We start from the raw sequence: 16,519 nt of genomic DNA, 5'->3' as shown, positions 1-16,519 counted from the left end.
TGATCGCGCGGTCGTTCAGGCAGTGGCCGGTCATCACTGGGTGAAAAACGTCCCGCGACCTCGAACGCGTAAGGTGGCGTGCTCGTAGACATATACGTGCACGCCACCCGATCGCGACGAGGGAGACGCCCCGACCATGCCCGCCACTAGCGGCAACGGCGCAGTGACCCGCAGCACGCTGCGGCAGCAGATCGCCGACGCGCTTCGTGACGAGGTGCTGGCCGGGAGGCTCCAGCCGGGGCAGGAATTCACGGTGAAGGAGATCGCCGAGCAGTACGGCGTCTCCGCCACACCGGTGCGCGAGGCACTGGTCGACCTCTCCGCGCAGGGGCTCCTCGATGCCGACCAGCACCGGGGCTTTCGCGTGCACGAGTACTCGTACGAGGACTTCCGCGGCATCATCGAGGCCCGCGGCCTGGTCATCGAGGGAATGTTCCAGGCCCTCGACCACGGCCACCGGGGCTACCGCGAGCTCGACGACCCCCGTACGGCCGCCGCCGTGGCGGGCGTACGCCGTCGCGGCGAGGAGGCGCAGCGCGCCGCCGCCGCCGGTGACATCACCGTCCTGATCGGCTACGACCTGCGCTTCTGGCGCGAACTGAGCACTCTCTTCGGCAACCCCTATCTGGCCGACTTCCTGCACCGGCTGCGGGTGCAGTCATGGGTGTGCACGGTCCAGCACCTGCGCCGCCTGACCGACCTGCGCGGCAGCCTGTGGTCCGGCCACACCGAACTGGTGGACGCCCTGGCCGAGCGCGATACCAAGGCCGCCCGCTCGATCGTCGCCGCCTACAACACGGACTCCCTCGCGCTGATCGAACGCCTCGCCGCCGGGTGAGCGGGGCGGGCACGGGTATGGGACCTGCACGACGGCAGCGAAGTCCGCACCGCACCGACTACCCTGCCTTGACCACCGTGTGACAACCACTGTGACGACCGCAGCGCTGCGAGTGACCGAGGAGCTGACTTTTGGCCTGTGACCTGTGGCTGGTGCCGCTCGTGGACGTGTTGTGCCACACCCCGGACAATCCGTTCGCCGAGGAACTCGCGCAATACAACAAGGTGCTCGCCGAGGCCGGGCTCCCGCCGGTGCCGGTGTACCAGTACATGCCCGGCCTGTCCGGCGAGGTCGCCCCGGTGGCCGGCTTCGACTACGACGCGCTGCACTTCCTGCGCCGCGCCTATCTGCTCCAGGTGTGCGGGCTGCCGGTGACGCCGGTGGACGAACTGGGCGGCGACTACGAACAGTTGCTGGAGATGTTCGAGGCAACGGCCCAGCAGTCCCACCTGGTGTGGCACTACGACCACGCGGGCGCCTACGTCCCGGTGGACTTCCCGCACCCGCTCTCCAACGACGAACTCCTCGCGGGCGGCGGCCCGCTGGGCTCCTCCCAGACACTGCTGCGGGAACTGGAGTTCGTCGCCCCGTCACTCGGCATCGACCCGGCCAACCCCCCGGCGCCCCCCGAGGCACCGCTGGCCCCCACGGAGCTGGAGGAGCCGGCCGTACCGCCGCCGTACGATCCCAGCCCCTTCGCCCGTGAACGTCACGTCTGGCTGGGCCTGCACGCGGCGGCGACACGGAGTCTGGCGCAGGGCTCGATGATCATCTTCAGCTGAGCCCAGGGCTCCGCTCCGCCGGTGATCAGCGCCCCAGCTGGGAGAGGCCCTTCTGTACGTCCTCGAGGTTCATGATCGGGGTGTACGAGATCTTCGCACCCAGCTGGAGGACGTATGGCAGATCTTGGAGGGGAGGGCGCATCATGACAGTGATGATTGAGCGACCGACGATAAGCAGCACGGAGCCCCACAGCTTCGAGGCGATGCTGGACGACCTCGACAGGCTGGACGTGCTGGACGGCTACAAGGCCGAGGTCATCAGGGGGAGCATCGTCATGTCGCCGTGGTCGAAGGGGTACTACCTGGACGTCATGGAGCTGGTCTGTGACCAGTTGCGCCCTCATCTCCCCGAGGAACACCGAATCAGCGACGGTCCGTTCCTGTACGTGTTTCCGGGCTGCAAGCGCGCCTATGGCCCCGACATCCATGCCGCTCACCGGAGCGTGCGGCAAACCACCAGCAACCGCCTCGACGGAGAAGCCCTCTCCTTCGTCGCCGAGTTGACCTCGTCCGCCACCCGCGACGACGATCTGGCCGACAAGGTCGAGACGTACGGTAAGGCAGGCGTTCCCGTCTACCTGATCCTCGACATGCAGGAGGAGAAGGCCACCGTGCTGTGGGCACCCACCGCCGAGGGTTACACGAACCGCCTCAGCAAGCCGTTCGGCGAGAAGCTCGACATCCCCGCGCCCTTCGACTGCACGCTCGACACCACCGGCTTCCAGGCACCCGCGGCGACCGAGGAGTGACACACGGGTGCCCCCGTCCGACACCGGACGGGGGCACCCGTGCGACAGCCTGCTGAACCGCCGTACTAGGTCCTGTCTGGAGCTCGGATCAGGAGTTCGGTAGATCGCCTGCGCGCGGGGGCTCGGTCTTGATAGGCCGTCAGTCATGGCGCGAGGCGATCTCACCGATGAGCAGTGGGCCCTGATCGAGCCCCATCTCCCGATTGCCGCGGTTGGGCCCATCCCCGACCTGCGGAAACATTTCAACGCGGTGATGTGGCGGTTCCGGACCGGTAGCCCCTGGCGTGACCTGCCGACCGAGTTCGGGCCCTGGCAGAGCGCGTACGACCGCTTCCGGATCTGGGCGACGCGTGGCGTCTTCCAGGACCTGATGCACACAGTGATCGCCGAGGCCGCTGCCCGCGGCCAGGCTGATCTGGGCCTGGTCAGCGTGGACTCTGCGACCGCCCGGGCCCACCACCACGCCGCCGGGATGGCCCTGGACCCCGAGCAGTTGGCGGCCTTGGAAATGGCCGTCGAGGCCGAAAAGGGGGCGAGGACAAGGAGCAAAGAACGCAGGACGGACAGGCCGAGGACGAGGCGCGCGTCGAGCGGCGACGGGTCCACCGACGACACCGGGCCCGCTTGAAAGCCGCCGAGCTGGGGCGTTCCCGGGGCGGACTGACGAGCAAGATCCATGTGGCGGCCGACCGACGCTGTCGCCCGCTTGCGTTCGTCCTCACGCCCGGGCAGGCCGGCGACAGTCCGCAGTTCGCCCCGGTCCTGGAACGGGTGAAAGTGCGCGGCCCGGTCGGGCGCCCGCGGACCCGGCCGGATGCAGTGGCCGCGGACAAGGCGTACTCGTCCCGACGCAACCGCCGCTACCTGCGACAACGCGGGATCCGAGCCGTGATCCCGGAGAAGGCCGACCAGGCTGCGAACCGCAAGAAGCGTGGCAGGGCCGGCGGGCGGCCAGTCTCGCACGACGCGACACTCTACAAAGAGCGCAACACCGTGGAACGGTGCATCAACCGGCTGCGGAACTGGCGCGGTATCGCTACCCGGTACGACAAGACCCCGGAGAGCTACGAGGCCGGACTGCACCTGTGTGGTGCGATGCTCTGGCTCCGCAGCATCGCACCACACTCGTGATTCGAATTCCAGACAGGGCCTAGATGAACGAGTTGATCTCGATCGTCTCGTCCCGGCCCGGGCCCACGCCGATCGCGGAGATCGGGGCGCCGGACATCTCCTCCAGCGCCTTGACGTAGTCCTGGGCGTTCTTCGGCAGGTCGGAGAAGGACTTCGCCTTGGAGATGTCCTCGGACCAGCCCGGCAGCATCTCGTAGACCGGCTTCGCGTGGTGGAAGTCGGACTGGGAGTACGGGAGTTCCTCGACACGCTTGCCGTCGATCTCGTACGCCACGCAGACCGGGATCTCCTCCCAGCCGGTCAGGACGTCCAGCTTGGTGAGGAAGAAGTCGGTCAGGCCGTTCACGCGGGTCGCGTAGCGGGCGATGACCGCGTCGAACCAGCCGCAGCGGCGGTCACGGCCGGTCGTGACGCCCTTCTCACCGCCGATGCGGCGCAGCGCCTCGCCGTCCTCGTCGAAGAGCTCCGTGGGGAACGGGCCCGCGCCGACGCGGGTCGTGTACGCCTTCAGGATGCCGATGACGCGGCTGATCTTCGTCGGGCCGACGCCGGAGCCCGTGCAGGCACCGCCCGCGGTCGGGTTGGAGGACGTGACGAAGGGGTACGTGCCGTGGTCGATGTCCAGGAGGGTGCCCTGGCCGCCCTCGAAGAGGACCACCTTGTCGTTCTCCAGGGCCTGGTTGAGGACCAGGACCGTGTCGGCGACGTACGGCGCGAGCCGGTCGGCGTAGGTCAGCAGCTCCTCGACCACCTGGTCGACGGCGATCGCGCGCCGGTTGTAGAGCTTGGTGAGGATCTGGTTCTTGACGTCGAGGGCCGCCTCGACCTTCTGGGTCAGGATCGACTCGTCGTACAGGTCCTGGACGCGGATGCCGACACGGTTGATCTTGTCCGCGTACGTCGGTCCGATGCCGCGGCCCGTGGTCCCGATCTTCCGCTTCCCGAGGAACCGTTCCGTCACCTTGTCGACGGTGACGTTGTACGGCGTGATGATGTGAGCGTTACCGCTGATCAGGAGCTTGGACGTGTCGACGCCGCGCTCGTTCAGTCCGTTCAGCTCGGAGAACAGGACCGACGGGTCGACGACGACTCCGTTACCGATGACCGGGGTGCACCCCGGCGAGAGGATTCCGGAAGGGAGGAGGTGGAGGGCGTACTTCTGATCGCCCACGACTACCGTGTGGCCGGCGTTGTTGCCGCCCTGGTAGCGCACCACATAGTCCACCGAGCCACCGAGCAGGTCGGTCGCCTTTCCCTTGCCTTCGTCACCCCACTGAGCACCGAGCAGCACAAGTGCGGGCACGCGCGTACACCCCTTCCGGGCGGGGCATGTCCAAGGTCAGGGGCGTACGCGACATTGACTGTGCGCCGCACAGCCTGTTTCGTACACCGGCGACCTTCGTTGGCCGCAACCCGTCGGACCGGATGCCCCGGAATAGACGAAGCCCCTGGCGCAATAGCGCAAGGGGCTCTTGCACAAAGATGCTACCCGAGGAAGCGAGGCATGACCGAGGTGGCGACTTCCGACCAGCTCCTTGTGGTCATCGACCCGGTCGCCCGCCGGACCGACGGTGAGGCCGTACGGATCGCGAAAGACGTGCTCAGCGCGGGTGCGACCACGAAAGTGTGCCTCCCCGAGGGGCCCGAGGAATTCGCCCGGGCACTCCAGAGAAAAGGTTCCCGCAGGCCGGTCGTGATCGGCGACGACCGGGCCCTGGTGCGCACGGTGTCCCTGCTGCACCGGTGGCGGGAGCTGGCCGGATGTGGGCTGTCGGTGGTGCCGGTGGGGGGTGCCCAGTCCCTGGCCCGCTCCCTGGGCGTCCCCGCGGGCGCGGTCGCGGCGGCACGGGCCGTGCTGGACGGCGCCGAGCGGCGCATGGACCTGCTGGTCGACGAGAGCGACGGGGTGGTGCTGGGCGCGCTGCGGATTCCGCCCCTGCCGGGGGTGGCGGAGGACGCGGCGCAGGCCGACCGGCACGGCGCCGACCTCGACTCCGGGCGCCCCTGGATACGGACCTGCCAGTCCCTGGTCCGGACCCTGGTGACGGCCCGCCCCACGCGCTCCCTCTCCCCGACCTCCGCCCCGGGCCACTCCCGCCTCCGCGTGGAGGTCGACGGGGTCACCCTGGTGGACCTGGACCAGCCCCTGGAGGCCCTGTCGGTCACCCCGGGCGACTCGGGCCTGGCCGAGGTCGAGGCCCGGCCGCTGTCGGTGGGCGCGGAGGCGACACCGCTGCTGGCGACGGGCCGGCGGATCACCGTCTCGGGGCCGGACTTCCGGTACCGGGCGGACGCGGTGGTGTCGGGGCCGGTGCGGAGGCGGACGTGGACGGTGTGGGAGGGGGCGTGGGGGCTGACGCTGCCGGTGGCGGCGGCTGGTGATCACTCACTCGGGTGATCACATCCCGGAACGCGCCCGTCCGCTCCGATCGCCGGTAACGCTGGTGTCCGCCTACGAAGGGAGGCACCATGACGGTTATGGCAGAGCGCACGTCGTCTCAGATGTCGGTGGACGTGTTCGAGCGGATCGCCGAATTCGCCGAACGTGAGGACGAGACCGTCAGGTTGGAGTTCATCGACGGACGGATCGGGCTCAGGAAAGTGACGAACGGCAATCACGGCGAGATCGCGATGTGGCTGGTCTTCCAGTGCAAGCAAGCGAGGCCGGAACTCACCCTCAACACGACTCAGGGCCTGAAGGTGGAGGCCTACCGTAACGGCCGTGCCCTTCCTGACGGCGTACTTGCTCCAGTCGGGCATTTCACCGGCCATGGCGACTGGGCCGACCCCACCGGCGTCCTGATGACGGTCGAGATCACCTCGTACGACGCGGACACGCACGACCGCGACCGCGTGGAGAAGCCCCGTGGCTACGCCGAAGCCGGAGTCCCCGTCTACCTGCTGATCGACCGCGCGCACGCATCTGTCGTCGTGCACAGCAAACCCGACCCGGAGGGCGGATACCGGGACATCCACACGGTGAAGATCGGCGACATGGTCACCCTCCCCGAACCCGTCGGCATCACGCTCGACACCGACCAGCTCAAGCCCTACCTGGACTGAGCCGGGGCCGCCGCCGGCAACGCGTCCGACTCGTCCTTCAGCGCCACCCCGCTTCGCCCCAGCTCCCGCGCCCCCTTCAGCAGCGCCGCCAGCTTCGCCGCAGCCGTCTCGTAGGTCAGCCCCAGCGGTGGCCGGATGTTGGACAGGCAGTTGCGGTCGGCGTCGGTCGTCACGCCGGGCTTCGGGCCGTACGTGAGGTACGCGCCCAGGGAGTCCGCCGCCGACATGCCGGGCCGCTCCCCGACCAGGACGACCACCGTCGCCGCGCCCATCGCGTGGGCGACGTCGTCGCCGAGGGCCACGCGGGCCTGCTCGGCGAGGACGACCGGGGCCACGCGGGTACCCGCCGGCAGCCGGGCCGTCGTCGCCCGCACCATCGCCGCGGCGTGCTCGTGCACCGCCCGGCTGGACAGCCCGTCGGCGACCACGAAGACCAGGTCCCACTCCCCCGAGGGAAGATGCGCGCGGTCGGTGGCGTCCAGGCGGCGGCCCAGGTCGGGCCGCTGGAGGTAGGTGAGCCGGTCGGGGGCGGCGCTGCGGACCCGTACCGTCGGCGTCCCGGTCAGCGCGGCCGCGACCGTGTCCGGGTCGAACGGCGAGTGCACCGCGTCCCGGGCCGCCGCGTGCGCGGCCTGGAGCTCCAGCCGGTGCCGGGTCGGCAGCCCGGAACCGGCCCGGCCGAGGCCGATGCGGGCCTGGGTGTGGCGCCGTAGCGTCGCCCAGAGGGCCGAGTCCTCGGCGTGTGCGACGAGCTCGCTCATGCCGCCGGCTCCCGTTTCACTCATGCCGCCAGCTCCCGTCCGATGGCCGTCAGCGGATGTGCGGTGACCTCGCGGATCGCGCCGCGTTCGTCCAGCAGCCCGATCGACCCGAGCCACGCCTCGAACTCCGGCGCCGGGCGCAGCCCGAGCACCTCCCGCAGGTACAACGCGTCGTGGTACGAGGCCGACTGGTAGTTGAGCATGATGTCGTCGCCGCCCGGCGTGCAGATCACGAACGAGGCGCCCGCGACGCCGAGCATCGTCAGCATCGTCGCCACGTCGTCGTCATCGGCGTCCGCGTGGTTGGTGTAGCAGATGTCCAGGCCCATCGGCAGGCCGAGCAGCTTGCCGCAGAAGTGGTCCTCCAGGGCGGCGCGCAGGATCTGCCGGCCGTCGTAGAGGTACTCGGGGCCGATGAAGCCGACGACGGTGTTCACGAGCAGGGGGTCGTAGCGCCGGGCGACCGCGTACGCCCGTGCCTCGACCGTCTGCTGGTCCACCCCGTGGTGCGCGTCCGCCGACAGGGCGCTGCCCTGGCCGGTCTCGAAGTACATGACGTTCTTGCCGACCGTCCCCCGGTCCAGCCCGCGCGCCGCCTCGTACGCCTCGTCGAGCAGCCCGAGGGTGACGCCGAAGGACGCGTTCGCCGCCTGCGTGCCCGCGATGGACTGGAAGACGAGGTCGACGGGCGCCCCGCGTTCCATCAGGTCCACGCTGGTCGTCACATGGCACAGCACGCACGACTGGGTCGGGATCGCGTACCGCGTGATGACCCCGTCGAGCAGCTCCAGCAGGTCCCGTACGGCCCTCGGGCTGTCCGTGGCCGGGTTGATGCCGATCACCGCGTCGCCCGAGCCGAGCAGCAGACCGTCGAGCAGGGCAGCGGCCACGCCCGCCGGGTCGTCGGTGGGGTGGTTGGGCTGGAGACGGGTCGCCAGCCGGCCCGGCAGGCCGATCGTCGAGCGGAAGGCGGTCACCACCCGTACCTTGCGCGCCACGGCCACCAGGTCCGCGTTCCCCATCAGCTTGGACACGGCCGCGACCATCTCCGGGGTGAGCCCGGGCGACACCGCCGCCAGCGCCTCGGCGTCCGCCGCCTCCGACAGCAGCCACTCCCGCAGCTCCCCGACCGTCATCCCGGCCACCGGCGCGAAGGCCACCGGGTCGTGCGTGTCGAGGATCAGCCGGGTCACGTCGTCGCTCTCGTACGGGACCACCGGCTCGGTGAGGAAGGTGGTGAGCGGCACCTCGGACAGCGCCCAGCGCGCCGCGACCCGCTCCCGGGCGGACGACGCGGCGAGTCCGGCCAGCCGGTCGCCGGAGCGCTCGGGGCTCGCGGCGGCGAGCAGGCGCGCGAGGGAGTCGAAGCGGTGGCGTTCGCCGCCGAGGGTGGACGTGTAGGTGCTCATGCGAAGGACGCTACGAGGCCGGGTCCGGCACGGTCCACGAGCTGCCCGAGAGTTAACCAAGGCGTTCGCCAGGACCGGTTTTTAAAGGTCTAGTTGACATGCATTTAACGCTCGCACCCCTTTGCGTGACTCATTCGCACTTCAGGATTCCGGACCAGTACCCAAGTCGACCGACAGAAGAGGGGCCACCCGATGGCAGTACAAGAGGGCGTCGCCCCCGAGGCGAAGACGGGCGGGGAGGAAACCGTCCACCGGCTCAAGCCCAACGCCATCGGCCTGCTCGGCGTGGTCTTCATGGCCGTGGCGACCGCCGCGCCGATCACCGCGATGACCGGCAACGTGCCCTTCATGGTGTCGTCAGGCAACGGCATCGGCGCCCCGGCGAGCTACCTCGTCGCAATGGTCGTCCTGGCAATCTTTTCCGTCGGCTTCACCTCGATGGCGAAGCACATCACCTCCACCGGCGCCTTCTACGGCTTCATCTCGTACGGCCTCGGCCGCACGGTCGGTCTGGCCTCCGGGCTCCTCGCGACCTTCGCGTACGTCGTCTTCGAGCCGGCCCTCATCGGCATCTTCTCGGTCTTCGCGACCACCACGCTGGAGGACCAGACGGGCCTGCACGTCCCGTGGTGGACGTTCGCGATCCTGATGCTCGCCGTCAACGCGATGGGCACCTGGTTCGGCGTCTCGGTCGCGGAGAAGGTGCTCGTCGTCCTGCTGGCCACCGAGGTGACGATCCTCGCGGCGATGGCGATCTCGGTCGCCCTCCACGGCGGCGGCCCGAACGGCTTCACCTTCGGCCCGATCAACCCGGTCAACGCCTTCCAGGGCACCTCCGCCGGTCTCGGCCTCTTCTTCGCCTTCTGGTCCTGGGTGGGCTTCGAGTCGACCGCGATGTACGGCGAGGAGTCCCGCAACCCGAAGAAGATCATCCCCAAGGCGACGATGATCTCGGTCCTCGGCGTCGGCGTCTTCTACGTCTTCGTCTCCTGGATGGCCATCATCGGCAACGGCGAGAAGGAAGCCGTGGCGGCCGCCTCCTCCGCGAACCCCCTCGCGTTGTTCTTCAACCCCACCGAGCAGTACGTCGGCCACTGGGCGGTCGTCGTCATGCAGTGGCTGATGATCACCGGCTCGCTGGCCTGCGGCATGGCCTTCCACAACTGTGCCGCTCGCTACATGTACGCGCTGGGCCGCGAGGGCGTCCTGCCGTCGCTGAAGAAGACCATCGGCCGCACCCACGCCGAACACGGCTCCCCGCACATCGCGGGCCTCGTCCAGACCATCATCAGCGCCGTACTGATCGCCGCGTTCTGGATCGCGGGCAAGGACCCGTACGCCGGTCTGTACGTCCTGCTCGCCATCCTCGGCACCATGGCGATCCTCGTCGTGCAGGCCGTGTGCTCGTTCGCGGTGCTGGCGTACTTCCGCACCCACCACCCCGAGAGCAGGCACTGGTTCAAGACGTTCACCGCCCCGCTGGTGGGCGGGGTGGCCATGCTCGCGGTGGTCGTGCTGCTGGTGTCCAACATGGGCGTGGCGGCCGGTACGGAGTCCGGATCGCTGGTGCTGAAGGCGACGCCGTGGCTGGTGGCGCTGGTCGCGGCGGTGGGCATCGGGTACGCGCAGTACCTCAAGCGGCGCGACCCGTCCCGGTACGCGCTGATCGGGCGGACGGTGCTGGAGGAGACGAAGGAGCGCTAGCCGTACGGGAGTTCACGGACCTTCGGCCGGGGATCACGCCTGGCCGAAGGTCTTGTCGCGGTGCACGCGCCAGCGCTCCATCATGGCCTCGATCTCGCCCTCCATGAACTCGAAGAAGGCGAGGGTCTCGGCGAGCCGACTGCCCGCCGGCGTGTCGGCGCCCAGGCCGACGACGCCCTCGCGCAAGGCGTCCTCCCAGCGCTTGATGATCGCGTTGCGGTTGGTAAGTGCCTCGTACCACTGGTTGCTGTGCACTCGGTACCGCTCCCGGCGCGAGCCGGGCTCCCGCTCCCGCGACACCATGTGCACCTGCGCCAGGTAGCGCACGGCCCCGGAGACGGCCGCGGGGCTGATCTGCAGCTGTTCGCCCAGCTCGGCGGAGGTCAGAATGCCGGAGTCGGAGGCGAGCAGCGCCGCGAAGACCCGGGCCGGCATCCGTTGGAGTCCGGCCTCGACGAGCTGGGCCGCGAAATGCTCGACGAACCGGGAGACCGCTTCCGGATCCCGTCCCACCCCGGCTGTTTCCGTCATGCCTCGATCATCTCCCCTGCTCAGTCACCGTCCCACGACCTTAACGCGCATTTTGACGTTTCCTTAACTTCACAAATTTCTGAAGGAAGCGTACGTTCTGAATCATGACGAAGGCCATCACCGTGTCCGGACTGCACAAGTCCTTCGGCCGCACCCACGCGCTCGACGGTCTCGACCTGGAGGTGAAGACGGGCGAGGTGCACGGCTTCCTCGGCCCGAACGGCTCCGGCAAGTCCACCACCATCCGCGTCCTGCTCGGCCTGCTGCGCGCCGACTCGGGCGCCGCGCAGGTCCTCGGCCGCGATCCCTGGGCGGACGCGGTCGAGGCGCACCGCCGGATCGCGTACGTCCCCGGCGACGTGACCCTGTGGCGGAATCTGTCGGGCGGCGAGGTCATCGACCTCTTCGGCCGCCTGCGCGGGGGCCTCGACACCGGCCGCCGCGCCGAGCTGATCGAACGGTTCGAACTCGACCCGACGAAGAAGGGGCGGACGTACTCGAAGGGCAACCGGCAGAAGGTCGCCCTGGTCGCCGCGTTCGCCTCGGACGTCGACCTGCTGATCCTGGACGAGCCGACCTCGGGCCTGGACCCGCTGATGGAGGCGGTCTTCCGGCGGTGCGTGGAGGAGGAGCGGGACCGGGGACGGACCGTACTGCTGTCCTCGCACATCCTGAGCGAGGTCGAGGAGCTCTGCGACCGCGTCAGCATCATCCGCAAGGGCCGCACGGTCGAGACCGGCTCGCTCGCCGACCTGCGCCACCTGACGCGAACCAGCGTGACCGCCGAACTCGTGGGAGCGCCCAATGGGTTGGCCCACCTCCCCGGCGTCCACGACCTCGACGTGCAGGGACATCGGGTGCGGCTCCAGGTCGACACCAGCGAACTCGACGCCGTACTACGGCAGTTGAGCGAGACCGGCGTGCGGTCGCTGACGTCGACGCCGCCCACGCTGGAGGAGCTGTTCCTGCGGCACTACCAGGAGGACGTACCGGCAGAGGCGGCGGCCCGATGACCGCCGTTTCGACGCTACGGCCCACCGGTCCCCGCCAACTCGCGGGCACCGGCACCCTGGTGCGCTTCGCGCTGCGCCGCGACCGCGCAATGATCCCCATCTGGATCGGGGTGAACGCGCTGATGGTCCTCTCCATGCCGAACACCCTGAAGGGCCTGTACGGCACCTCCGCCGAACGTGCCGACCTGGTACGGCAGATGGAGACCAACCCCTCCCTGCGCGCGATGGTCGGCCCGGTCTTCGACGACTCGCTCGGCGCGCTGACCGCCTGGCGGGTCGGCGTGTACGCGGGCGCGGTGGCCGCCGTGATGAGCCTGATCATCGTCGTCCGGCACACCCGGGACGAGGAGGAGAGCGGGCGGCAGGAACTGGTGGCGTCGGGGATGGTGGGCCGTAGGGCCTCGCTGACGGCGGCGCTGCTGACCGCGGCGGTCGCGAACGCCGTACTGGCCCTGCTCCTGACCGCCGGCCTGGCCGGCCAGGGCGGGGCGGGCGCGCTCGCCCTCGGGCTCGGGATCGCCGGCGTCGGCATGGTCTTCGCCACGATGGCCGCGATCGTCGCCCAGCTCACGGAGAGCGCGCGCCTGGCCCGCGGCCTGACGGCCGGGGTGCTCGGCGCGGCCTTCGTGCTGCGCGCGGCCGGCGACTCGGCGACGGACGACGGCTCGTCGGCCCTGACCTGGCTGTCGCCGATCGGCTGGCTCGAGAACGTACGGCCCTTCGCGGCCGAACGCTGGTGGGTCCTGCTCCTGTTCGCCGCGGCGGTGGCGACGCAGGCGGCCGTCGCCTACGAACTGGCCGGCCGCCGGGACGTCGGCATGAGCTTCCTGCCGACCCGCCCGGGACCGGCGTCCGGCCGCCTCGGCTCGGCCACGGCGCTGGCCTGGCGGCTGCAACGCGGCAGCCTCCTCGGCTGGAGCATCGGCTTCTTCCTCGCCGGGGTCGTCTACGGCGGCATGACCGACGGCGCGGCCGACCTCGTCGGCGACAACGACAACGCCCGCGAGATCATCGAACGGATGGGCGGCCAGTCGGGGATCACGGACGCCTTCCTCTCGGCGATGATCGGCATGCTCGGCCTGATCGCCGCGCTGTACGTCGTCGCCTCGGTGCTACGACTGCACGGCGAGGAGACCTCGGGGCGCGCCGAACCCGTGCTGGCGAACGCGGTGGGACGGCTGCGGTGGGCGAGCGGACACCTGCTGATCGCCTTCGGCGGATCCGTACTGATCATGCTGCTCGCCGGGCTGGGCTTCGCCGTGGGCCACGGCAAGGAGGCCGGGCCGATCCTGGGGGCGTGCCTGGTGCAGGTGGCCGCGGTCTGGGTGATCGGCGGGCTGGCGGTGCTGCTGCACGGGCTGGCTCCCCGGGCGGCGGTGGCGGCCTGGGGCGTGGCCGGGGCGGTACTGCTGATCGGCTGGGTGGGGCCCGCGCTGGACGTTCCGCAGGCGGTGCTGGACGTGTCCCCGTTCGGCCATCTGCCGAAGCTGCCGGGCGGGGGGATGGAGTGGGGGCCGGTGCTGGTCCTTGTGCTGGTGGCGGTCGCGCTGGTCGGGGTGGGGCTGGCGGGGGTGCGGCGGCGGGACATGAGCACGTGAGGTGTTTCTCGCCCCCGGCGGCCCACCGTCGTCACAGGGCGACGGCCAGTCCCTCCAGCCCCCGGATCACGAAGTTCGGCTTCTGCCGAGGCTCCGCCGCCAGGCCCAGCGTCGGGGCCTTCTCCAGCAAGGCCGTCATCGATGCCGCCAGCTCGATACGGGCCAGCGGGGCGCCGATGCAGTAGTGGATGCCGGCGCTGAAGGAGATGTGCGGGTTGTCCTTGCGGGCGAGGTCGAGCTGCTCGGGATTCCGGAACACCTCGGGGTCGTGGTTGGCGGAGCCGAAGAGCATCGCGATCTCCGCTCCCCTCGGGATCGTCGTGCCGTCGACCTCGATGTCGTCGAGCACCCAGCGTTCGAAGAGCTGGAGCGGGGTGTCGTAGCGCATCAGCTCCTCCACGGCGGACGGGACCAGGGAGTGGTCCGCACGCAGGGCCGCGAGCTGGCCGGGGTTGCGGAACAGGGCGTACCAACCGTTGACGGTGGCGTTGACCGTGGCCTCGTGGCCCGCGTTCAGCAGCAGCACACAGGTCGAGATCATCTCCTGCTCGGTCAGCCGGTCGCCCTCGTCGTGGGCCGCGATCAGCCCCGAGATCAGATCCTCGCCCGGCTCCTTGCGACGCTCGGCGATCAGCTGGAGGAGGTAGTCGGAGAACTCCACCGACGCCCGCACCGCCTTGGCCGCCACGCCCTCCGACGGGTTCAGCTCGTACATCCCGCAGATGTCCGCCGACCACGGACGGAGCGGCGCCCGGTCCGACTCCGGGATGCCCAGCATCTCGGCGATCACGGCCACGGGGAGCGGCTCGGCGACATCGGTGAGCAGGTCGCCGCCGCCCTGCCGCACGAGCCCGTCGACCAACTCCCCGGCGAGCTGGGTCACGTACGGCTTGAGCTGCTCCACCGTGCGCGGCGTGAACGCCTTCGACACCAGACGCCGGATCCGGGTGTGGTCCGGCGGCTCCAGGTCGAGCATCCCGTGGTCGTTGAGCGTGTGGAACGGCTCGTGCTCGGCGGGAGGAGCGGTCCGCCCGAAGTCCTCATGGGTGAACCGGTGCTGATACGTCCGCCCCAGCCTCCGGTCCCGCAGCAGCGCGGACACGTCCGCATGGTGCGACACCAGCCACTGCCCGGTGGGCTCGAAGTACTGCACACGGCCACGCGCACGCAGCTCGGCATAGGCGGGGTACGGGTCGTCGAGGAACGCCGGGTCCCACGGATCGAAGGCTGCCATGCACGGACGTTAGACCGTGGCTCCCCCATCTGACCAGGGGGGACGCTCCGAACGGCCGGGTCGAGACCGAGCGTGTCTCTGCTCCGTCGGCGCGACCGGTATGACACTGAGCGCCGTGCCGACGTTCCTGTCACCGCTGGGAGCTAGGAGGTCTGGCCGAAGTCGGGGAGCGTGACCGTGCCGTCCTCGGCGAGCGGGAAACCCGGGTTGTGGGCAACCTCCCAGGCGTGGCCGTCAGGGTCGATGAACGCGCTGGAGTAAAAACCGATCTCATTGACCGCGGCGGGCTTCGTCACGCTCCCGCCGGCCCGCTCCACGGCTGCGAGCAGTTCGTCGACCTCGGCGTCGGACCGGACATTGTGCGCGAGCACGATGCCGCCGAACCCGTCCGCCTTCCCGGCCTCCAGCCCACAGTCCGCCGCGAGCTTGTCCCGGCCCCAGAGGACCAGGCCGAGGCCGCCCGCCTGGAAGAAGACGGTCTCCTCGACCTCCTGGCCCTGCCAGCCGAGGGCTTCGTAGAAGGCCTTCGCTCGGGCGAGATCGGAGACGCCGAGAGTGATCAGAGTGACTCGCTGTTCCATGAGCGGTGGCCCTTCAGGTGGTCGATGAGGGCTGTGAAGGCGGGGGTGGGGAAGGAGAGGGTGGCTCGGGTGGGGGCCTTTGAGTCGCGGACGGCTATGCGGGCGGGGTTCTCTGCTATCTCGACGCAGGTGTCGCCCTCGCCGCCGCTGGAGTACGTCGACTTCCGCCAGTTCATCACAGTTCCTTCGCCAGTCGGTGGATGAAGTCCCGCGACGCTGTGGGATCCAGCGACGCCTCCGCCACCTTATGGAACAGCGTCCGGAGGTGCTTCAACTGCGCTTCTGCATCGCAGAACGCAACGCCGGTGGGCGAGTCGCGCAGCCCGGTGTCCAGCTGGGGGACCGGGCCCCCCAGGTACACCAACGAGGCTCCAGCACCCGCAAAACCTTCCTGGTCGAACGGGATAACTCGCACGCCGGCGTACCCCTCTTCGATCTCGTCCAGAATGAAGCGGAGTTGGGAACGCGATGTCCCGCGATCGGCCACATGGCAACGTAGGGCCATCTCGTGGATCACCGTCTCGTAGGGTGTCGGGGTGTCGCCCTCGAAGATGGCGCGGCGCCTCATCCGGTGCTCCACGCGCGGTGCCAGCTCGCTCTCGGGCAGCTCCGGGCGCATGTACCTGAAGACCGCGCGGGCATAGTCGGGTGTCTGAAGAAGCCCAGGAACGTACGTGATCACGACCTCCCGCAGGAACGTCGCGTAATGCTCCGCCTCGGCCACGTCCATGTTGACCTGGGGCAGGACGCCCCGGTAGTCGTCCCACCAGCCATGTGAGCGCTCGCCGGCGATGACCGCCAGGGCGTCGACGAACTCCTCGTCCCCACAGCCGTAATGAGCCGCAAGCCGACGGACCCGCTCCGGGCTGACGCCCGAGATACCCGCCTCCATCTGGCTCATCTGCGCCGAAGTCGAGTTCAGGAACGCCGCCACCTCACGCGCCTTCAGCCCTGCCGCCTCACGCAGCTTGCGCAGCTCGGCCCCCAGCCGCACCTGCCGAGCGGTGGGATTGATCCTTGGCGCCATAAGTTCTCCCGTCCCAACGCCCGTGCAGACGTGCCACGTTCGGGTGCCAGATTACGGCAACGGGTTGCCATAGGAGAAATTTCTCCTCTACCGTCAGT

Annotated in this window: 17 protein-coding genes; 9 read left to right on the top strand and 8 right to left on the bottom strand. The window is 69.7% G+C overall.

Annotation, left to right across the window (positions count from 1 at the left end):
• Positions 1-136 precede the first annotated feature (136 nt).
• The 4 genes from QFZ76_RS27745 (at position 137) to QFZ76_RS27730 (ending at position 3,500) form a co-directional block, all read left to right on the top strand.
• Entirely contained in the window at positions 137-838 is a 702-nt protein-coding gene (locus QFZ76_RS27745) for a GntR family transcriptional regulator (protein WP_307676266.1), read from the top strand.
• Positions 839-969: 131 nt separating this feature from the next.
• Complete coding sequence (locus tag QFZ76_RS27740) at positions 970-1,620, top strand: hypothetical protein (RefSeq protein ID WP_266436186.1); 651 nt, start codon at positions 970-972, stop codon at positions 1,618-1,620.
• 143 nt (positions 1,621-1,763) lie between these two features.
• Entirely contained in the window at positions 1,764-2,369 is a 606-nt protein-coding gene (locus QFZ76_RS27735; protein ID WP_307676265.1) for a Uma2 family endonuclease, read from the top strand.
• 145 nt (positions 2,370-2,514) lie between these two features.
• A protein-coding gene (locus QFZ76_RS27730) for an IS5 family transposase (RefSeq protein WP_373464362.1) occupies positions 2,515-3,500 on the top strand; the annotation gives its coding sequence in 2 pieces (ribosomal slippage) (positions 2,515-2,922 and positions 2,925-3,500; 984 coding nt in all).
• A 19-nt stretch (positions 3,501-3,519) separates the two neighbouring features.
• On the opposite strand, the gene QFZ76_RS27725 is transcribed toward QFZ76_RS27730, so the two are convergent.
• Complete coding sequence (locus QFZ76_RS27725) at positions 3,520-4,803, bottom strand: adenylosuccinate synthase (protein ID WP_266436189.1); 1,284 nt, start codon at positions 4,801-4,803, stop codon at positions 3,520-3,522.
• Between the two features lie 201 nt (positions 4,804-5,004).
• Here QFZ76_RS27725 and QFZ76_RS27720 point away from each other — a divergent pair, with 201 nt between their 5' ends.
• Positions 5,005-5,898 carry a diacylglycerol kinase family protein gene (locus QFZ76_RS27720; RefSeq protein ID WP_307676264.1) on the top strand — a complete coding sequence of 298 codons (894 nt, stop codon included), beginning with the start codon at positions 5,005-5,007 and terminating at the stop codon, positions 5,896-5,898.
• Positions 5,899-5,969: 71 nt separating this feature from the next.
• Positions 5,970-6,563, top strand: coding sequence for a Uma2 family endonuclease (locus QFZ76_RS27715; protein ID WP_307676263.1), 594 nt, complete (start codon positions 5,970-5,972; stop codon positions 6,561-6,563).
• On the opposite strand, the gene eutC is transcribed toward QFZ76_RS27715, so the two are convergent.
• Both eutC and QFZ76_RS27705 read right to left on the bottom strand, forming a co-directional pair.
• A complete protein-coding gene (eutC, locus tag QFZ76_RS27710; RefSeq protein ID WP_307676262.1) occupies positions 6,551-7,348 on the bottom strand; it encodes an ethanolamine ammonia-lyase subunit EutC in 798 nt (265 codons plus the stop codon). The two genes, QFZ76_RS27715 and eutC, sit on opposite strands and share 13 nt — an antisense overlap.
• A complete protein-coding gene (locus QFZ76_RS27705; protein ID WP_307676261.1) occupies positions 7,345-8,733 on the bottom strand; it encodes an ethanolamine ammonia-lyase subunit EutB in 1,389 nt (462 codons plus the stop codon). Before QFZ76_RS27705 ends, eutC begins: the two co-directional genes overlap by 4 nt.
• A 192-nt stretch (positions 8,734-8,925) precedes the next feature.
• On the opposite strand from QFZ76_RS27705, the gene QFZ76_RS27700 reads away from it, so the two are divergent.
• Complete coding sequence (locus tag QFZ76_RS27700; RefSeq protein ID WP_307676260.1) at positions 8,926-10,437, top strand: APC family permease; 1,512 nt, start codon at positions 8,926-8,928, stop codon at positions 10,435-10,437.
• Positions 10,438-10,470: 33 nt separating this feature from the next.
• On the opposite strand, the gene QFZ76_RS27695 is transcribed toward QFZ76_RS27700, so the two are convergent.
• On the bottom strand, positions 10,471-10,968 hold the full coding sequence (locus QFZ76_RS27695) for a GbsR/MarR family transcriptional regulator (RefSeq protein WP_307676259.1): 498 nt from the start codon (positions 10,966-10,968) through the stop codon (positions 10,471-10,473).
• A gap of 104 nt (positions 10,969-11,072) precedes the next feature.
• Here QFZ76_RS27695 and QFZ76_RS27690 point away from each other — a divergent pair, with 104 nt between their 5' ends.
• Positions 11,073-11,981: an ABC transporter ATP-binding protein gene (locus tag QFZ76_RS27690; protein WP_307676258.1), complete on the top strand. Its 909-nt coding sequence runs from the start codon at positions 11,073-11,075 to the stop codon at positions 11,979-11,981.
• Positions 11,978-13,579 carry an ABC transporter permease gene (locus QFZ76_RS27685; protein WP_307676257.1) on the top strand — a complete coding sequence of 534 codons (1,602 nt, stop codon included), beginning with the start codon at positions 11,978-11,980 and terminating at the stop codon, positions 13,577-13,579. The genes QFZ76_RS27690 and QFZ76_RS27685 overlap by 4 nt, the downstream gene beginning before the upstream one ends.
• A 31-nt stretch (positions 13,580-13,610) precedes the next feature.
• On the opposite strand, the gene QFZ76_RS27680 is transcribed toward QFZ76_RS27685, so the two are convergent.
• The 4 genes from QFZ76_RS27680 to QFZ76_RS27665 all read right to left on the bottom strand — a co-directional run bounded on the left by QFZ76_RS27680 (position 13,611) and on the right by QFZ76_RS27665 (position 16,421).
• Entirely contained in the window at positions 13,611-14,813 is a 1,203-nt protein-coding gene (locus QFZ76_RS27680) for a cytochrome P450 (RefSeq protein WP_307676256.1), read from the bottom strand.
• 143 nt (positions 14,814-14,956) lie between these two features.
• Positions 14,957-15,394, bottom strand: coding sequence for a VOC family protein (locus QFZ76_RS27675; protein ID WP_307676255.1), 438 nt, complete (start codon positions 15,392-15,394; stop codon positions 14,957-14,959).
• A complete protein-coding gene (locus QFZ76_RS27670) occupies positions 15,373-15,570 on the bottom strand; it encodes a DUF397 domain-containing protein (RefSeq protein ID WP_307676254.1) in 198 nt (65 codons plus the stop codon). The genes QFZ76_RS27675 and QFZ76_RS27670 overlap by 22 nt, the downstream gene beginning before the upstream one ends.
• Positions 15,570-16,421: a helix-turn-helix transcriptional regulator gene (locus QFZ76_RS27665; protein ID WP_307676253.1), complete on the bottom strand. Its 852-nt coding sequence runs from the start codon at positions 16,419-16,421 to the stop codon at positions 15,570-15,572. Before QFZ76_RS27665 ends, QFZ76_RS27670 begins: the two co-directional genes overlap by 1 nt.
• Between the last annotated feature and the right edge of the window lie 98 nt (positions 16,422-16,519).

It is taken from the genome of Streptomyces sp. V4I2 (genome assembly GCF_030817655.1).
Taxonomy (GTDB): Bacteria; Actinomycetota; Actinomycetes; order Streptomycetales; family Streptomycetaceae; genus Streptomyces; species Streptomyces plumbiresistens.
The sequence above is the reverse complement of the archived record's forward strand: the minus strand, read 5'-3'. Positions and strand labels throughout refer to the sequence as shown.

Coding starts and splice junctions, on each gene's coding strand:
- QFZ76_RS27745 (WP_307676266.1), top strand. CDS start 137: ATGCCCGCCACTAGCGGCAACGGCGCAGTGACCCGCAGCACGCTGCGG.
- QFZ76_RS27735 (WP_307676265.1), top strand. CDS start 1,764: ATGACAGTGATGATTGAGCGACCGACGATAAGCAGCACGGAGCCCCAC.
- QFZ76_RS27720 (WP_307676264.1), top strand. CDS start 5,005: ATGACCGAGGTGGCGACTTCCGACCAGCTCCTTGTGGTCATCGACCCG.
- QFZ76_RS27715 (WP_307676263.1), top strand. CDS start 5,970: ATGACGGTTATGGCAGAGCGCACGTCGTCTCAGATGTCGGTGGACGTG.
- eutC (WP_307676262.1), bottom strand. CDS start 7,348: ATGAGTGAAACGGGAGCCGGCGGCATGAGCGAGCTCGTCGCACACGCC.
- QFZ76_RS27705 (WP_307676261.1), bottom strand. CDS start 8,733: ATGAGCACCTACACGTCCACCCTCGGCGGCGAACGCCACCGCTTCGAC.
- QFZ76_RS27700 (WP_307676260.1), top strand. CDS start 8,926: ATGGCAGTACAAGAGGGCGTCGCCCCCGAGGCGAAGACGGGCGGGGAG.
- QFZ76_RS27695 (WP_307676259.1), bottom strand. CDS start 10,968: ATGACGGAAACAGCCGGGGTGGGACGGGATCCGGAAGCGGTCTCCCGG.
- QFZ76_RS27690 (WP_307676258.1), top strand. CDS start 11,073: ATGACGAAGGCCATCACCGTGTCCGGACTGCACAAGTCCTTCGGCCGC.
- QFZ76_RS27685 (WP_307676257.1), top strand. CDS start 11,978: ATGACCGCCGTTTCGACGCTACGGCCCACCGGTCCCCGCCAACTCGCG.
- QFZ76_RS27680 (WP_307676256.1), bottom strand. CDS start 14,813: ATGGCAGCCTTCGATCCGTGGGACCCGGCGTTCCTCGACGACCCGTAC.
- QFZ76_RS27675 (WP_307676255.1), bottom strand. CDS start 15,394: ATGGAACAGCGAGTCACTCTGATCACTCTCGGCGTCTCCGATCTCGCC.
- QFZ76_RS27670 (WP_307676254.1), bottom strand. CDS start 15,570: ATGAACTGGCGGAAGTCGACGTACTCCAGCGGCGGCGAGGGCGACACC.
- QFZ76_RS27665 (WP_307676253.1), bottom strand. CDS start 16,421: ATGGCGCCAAGGATCAATCCCACCGCTCGGCAGGTGCGGCTGGGGGCC.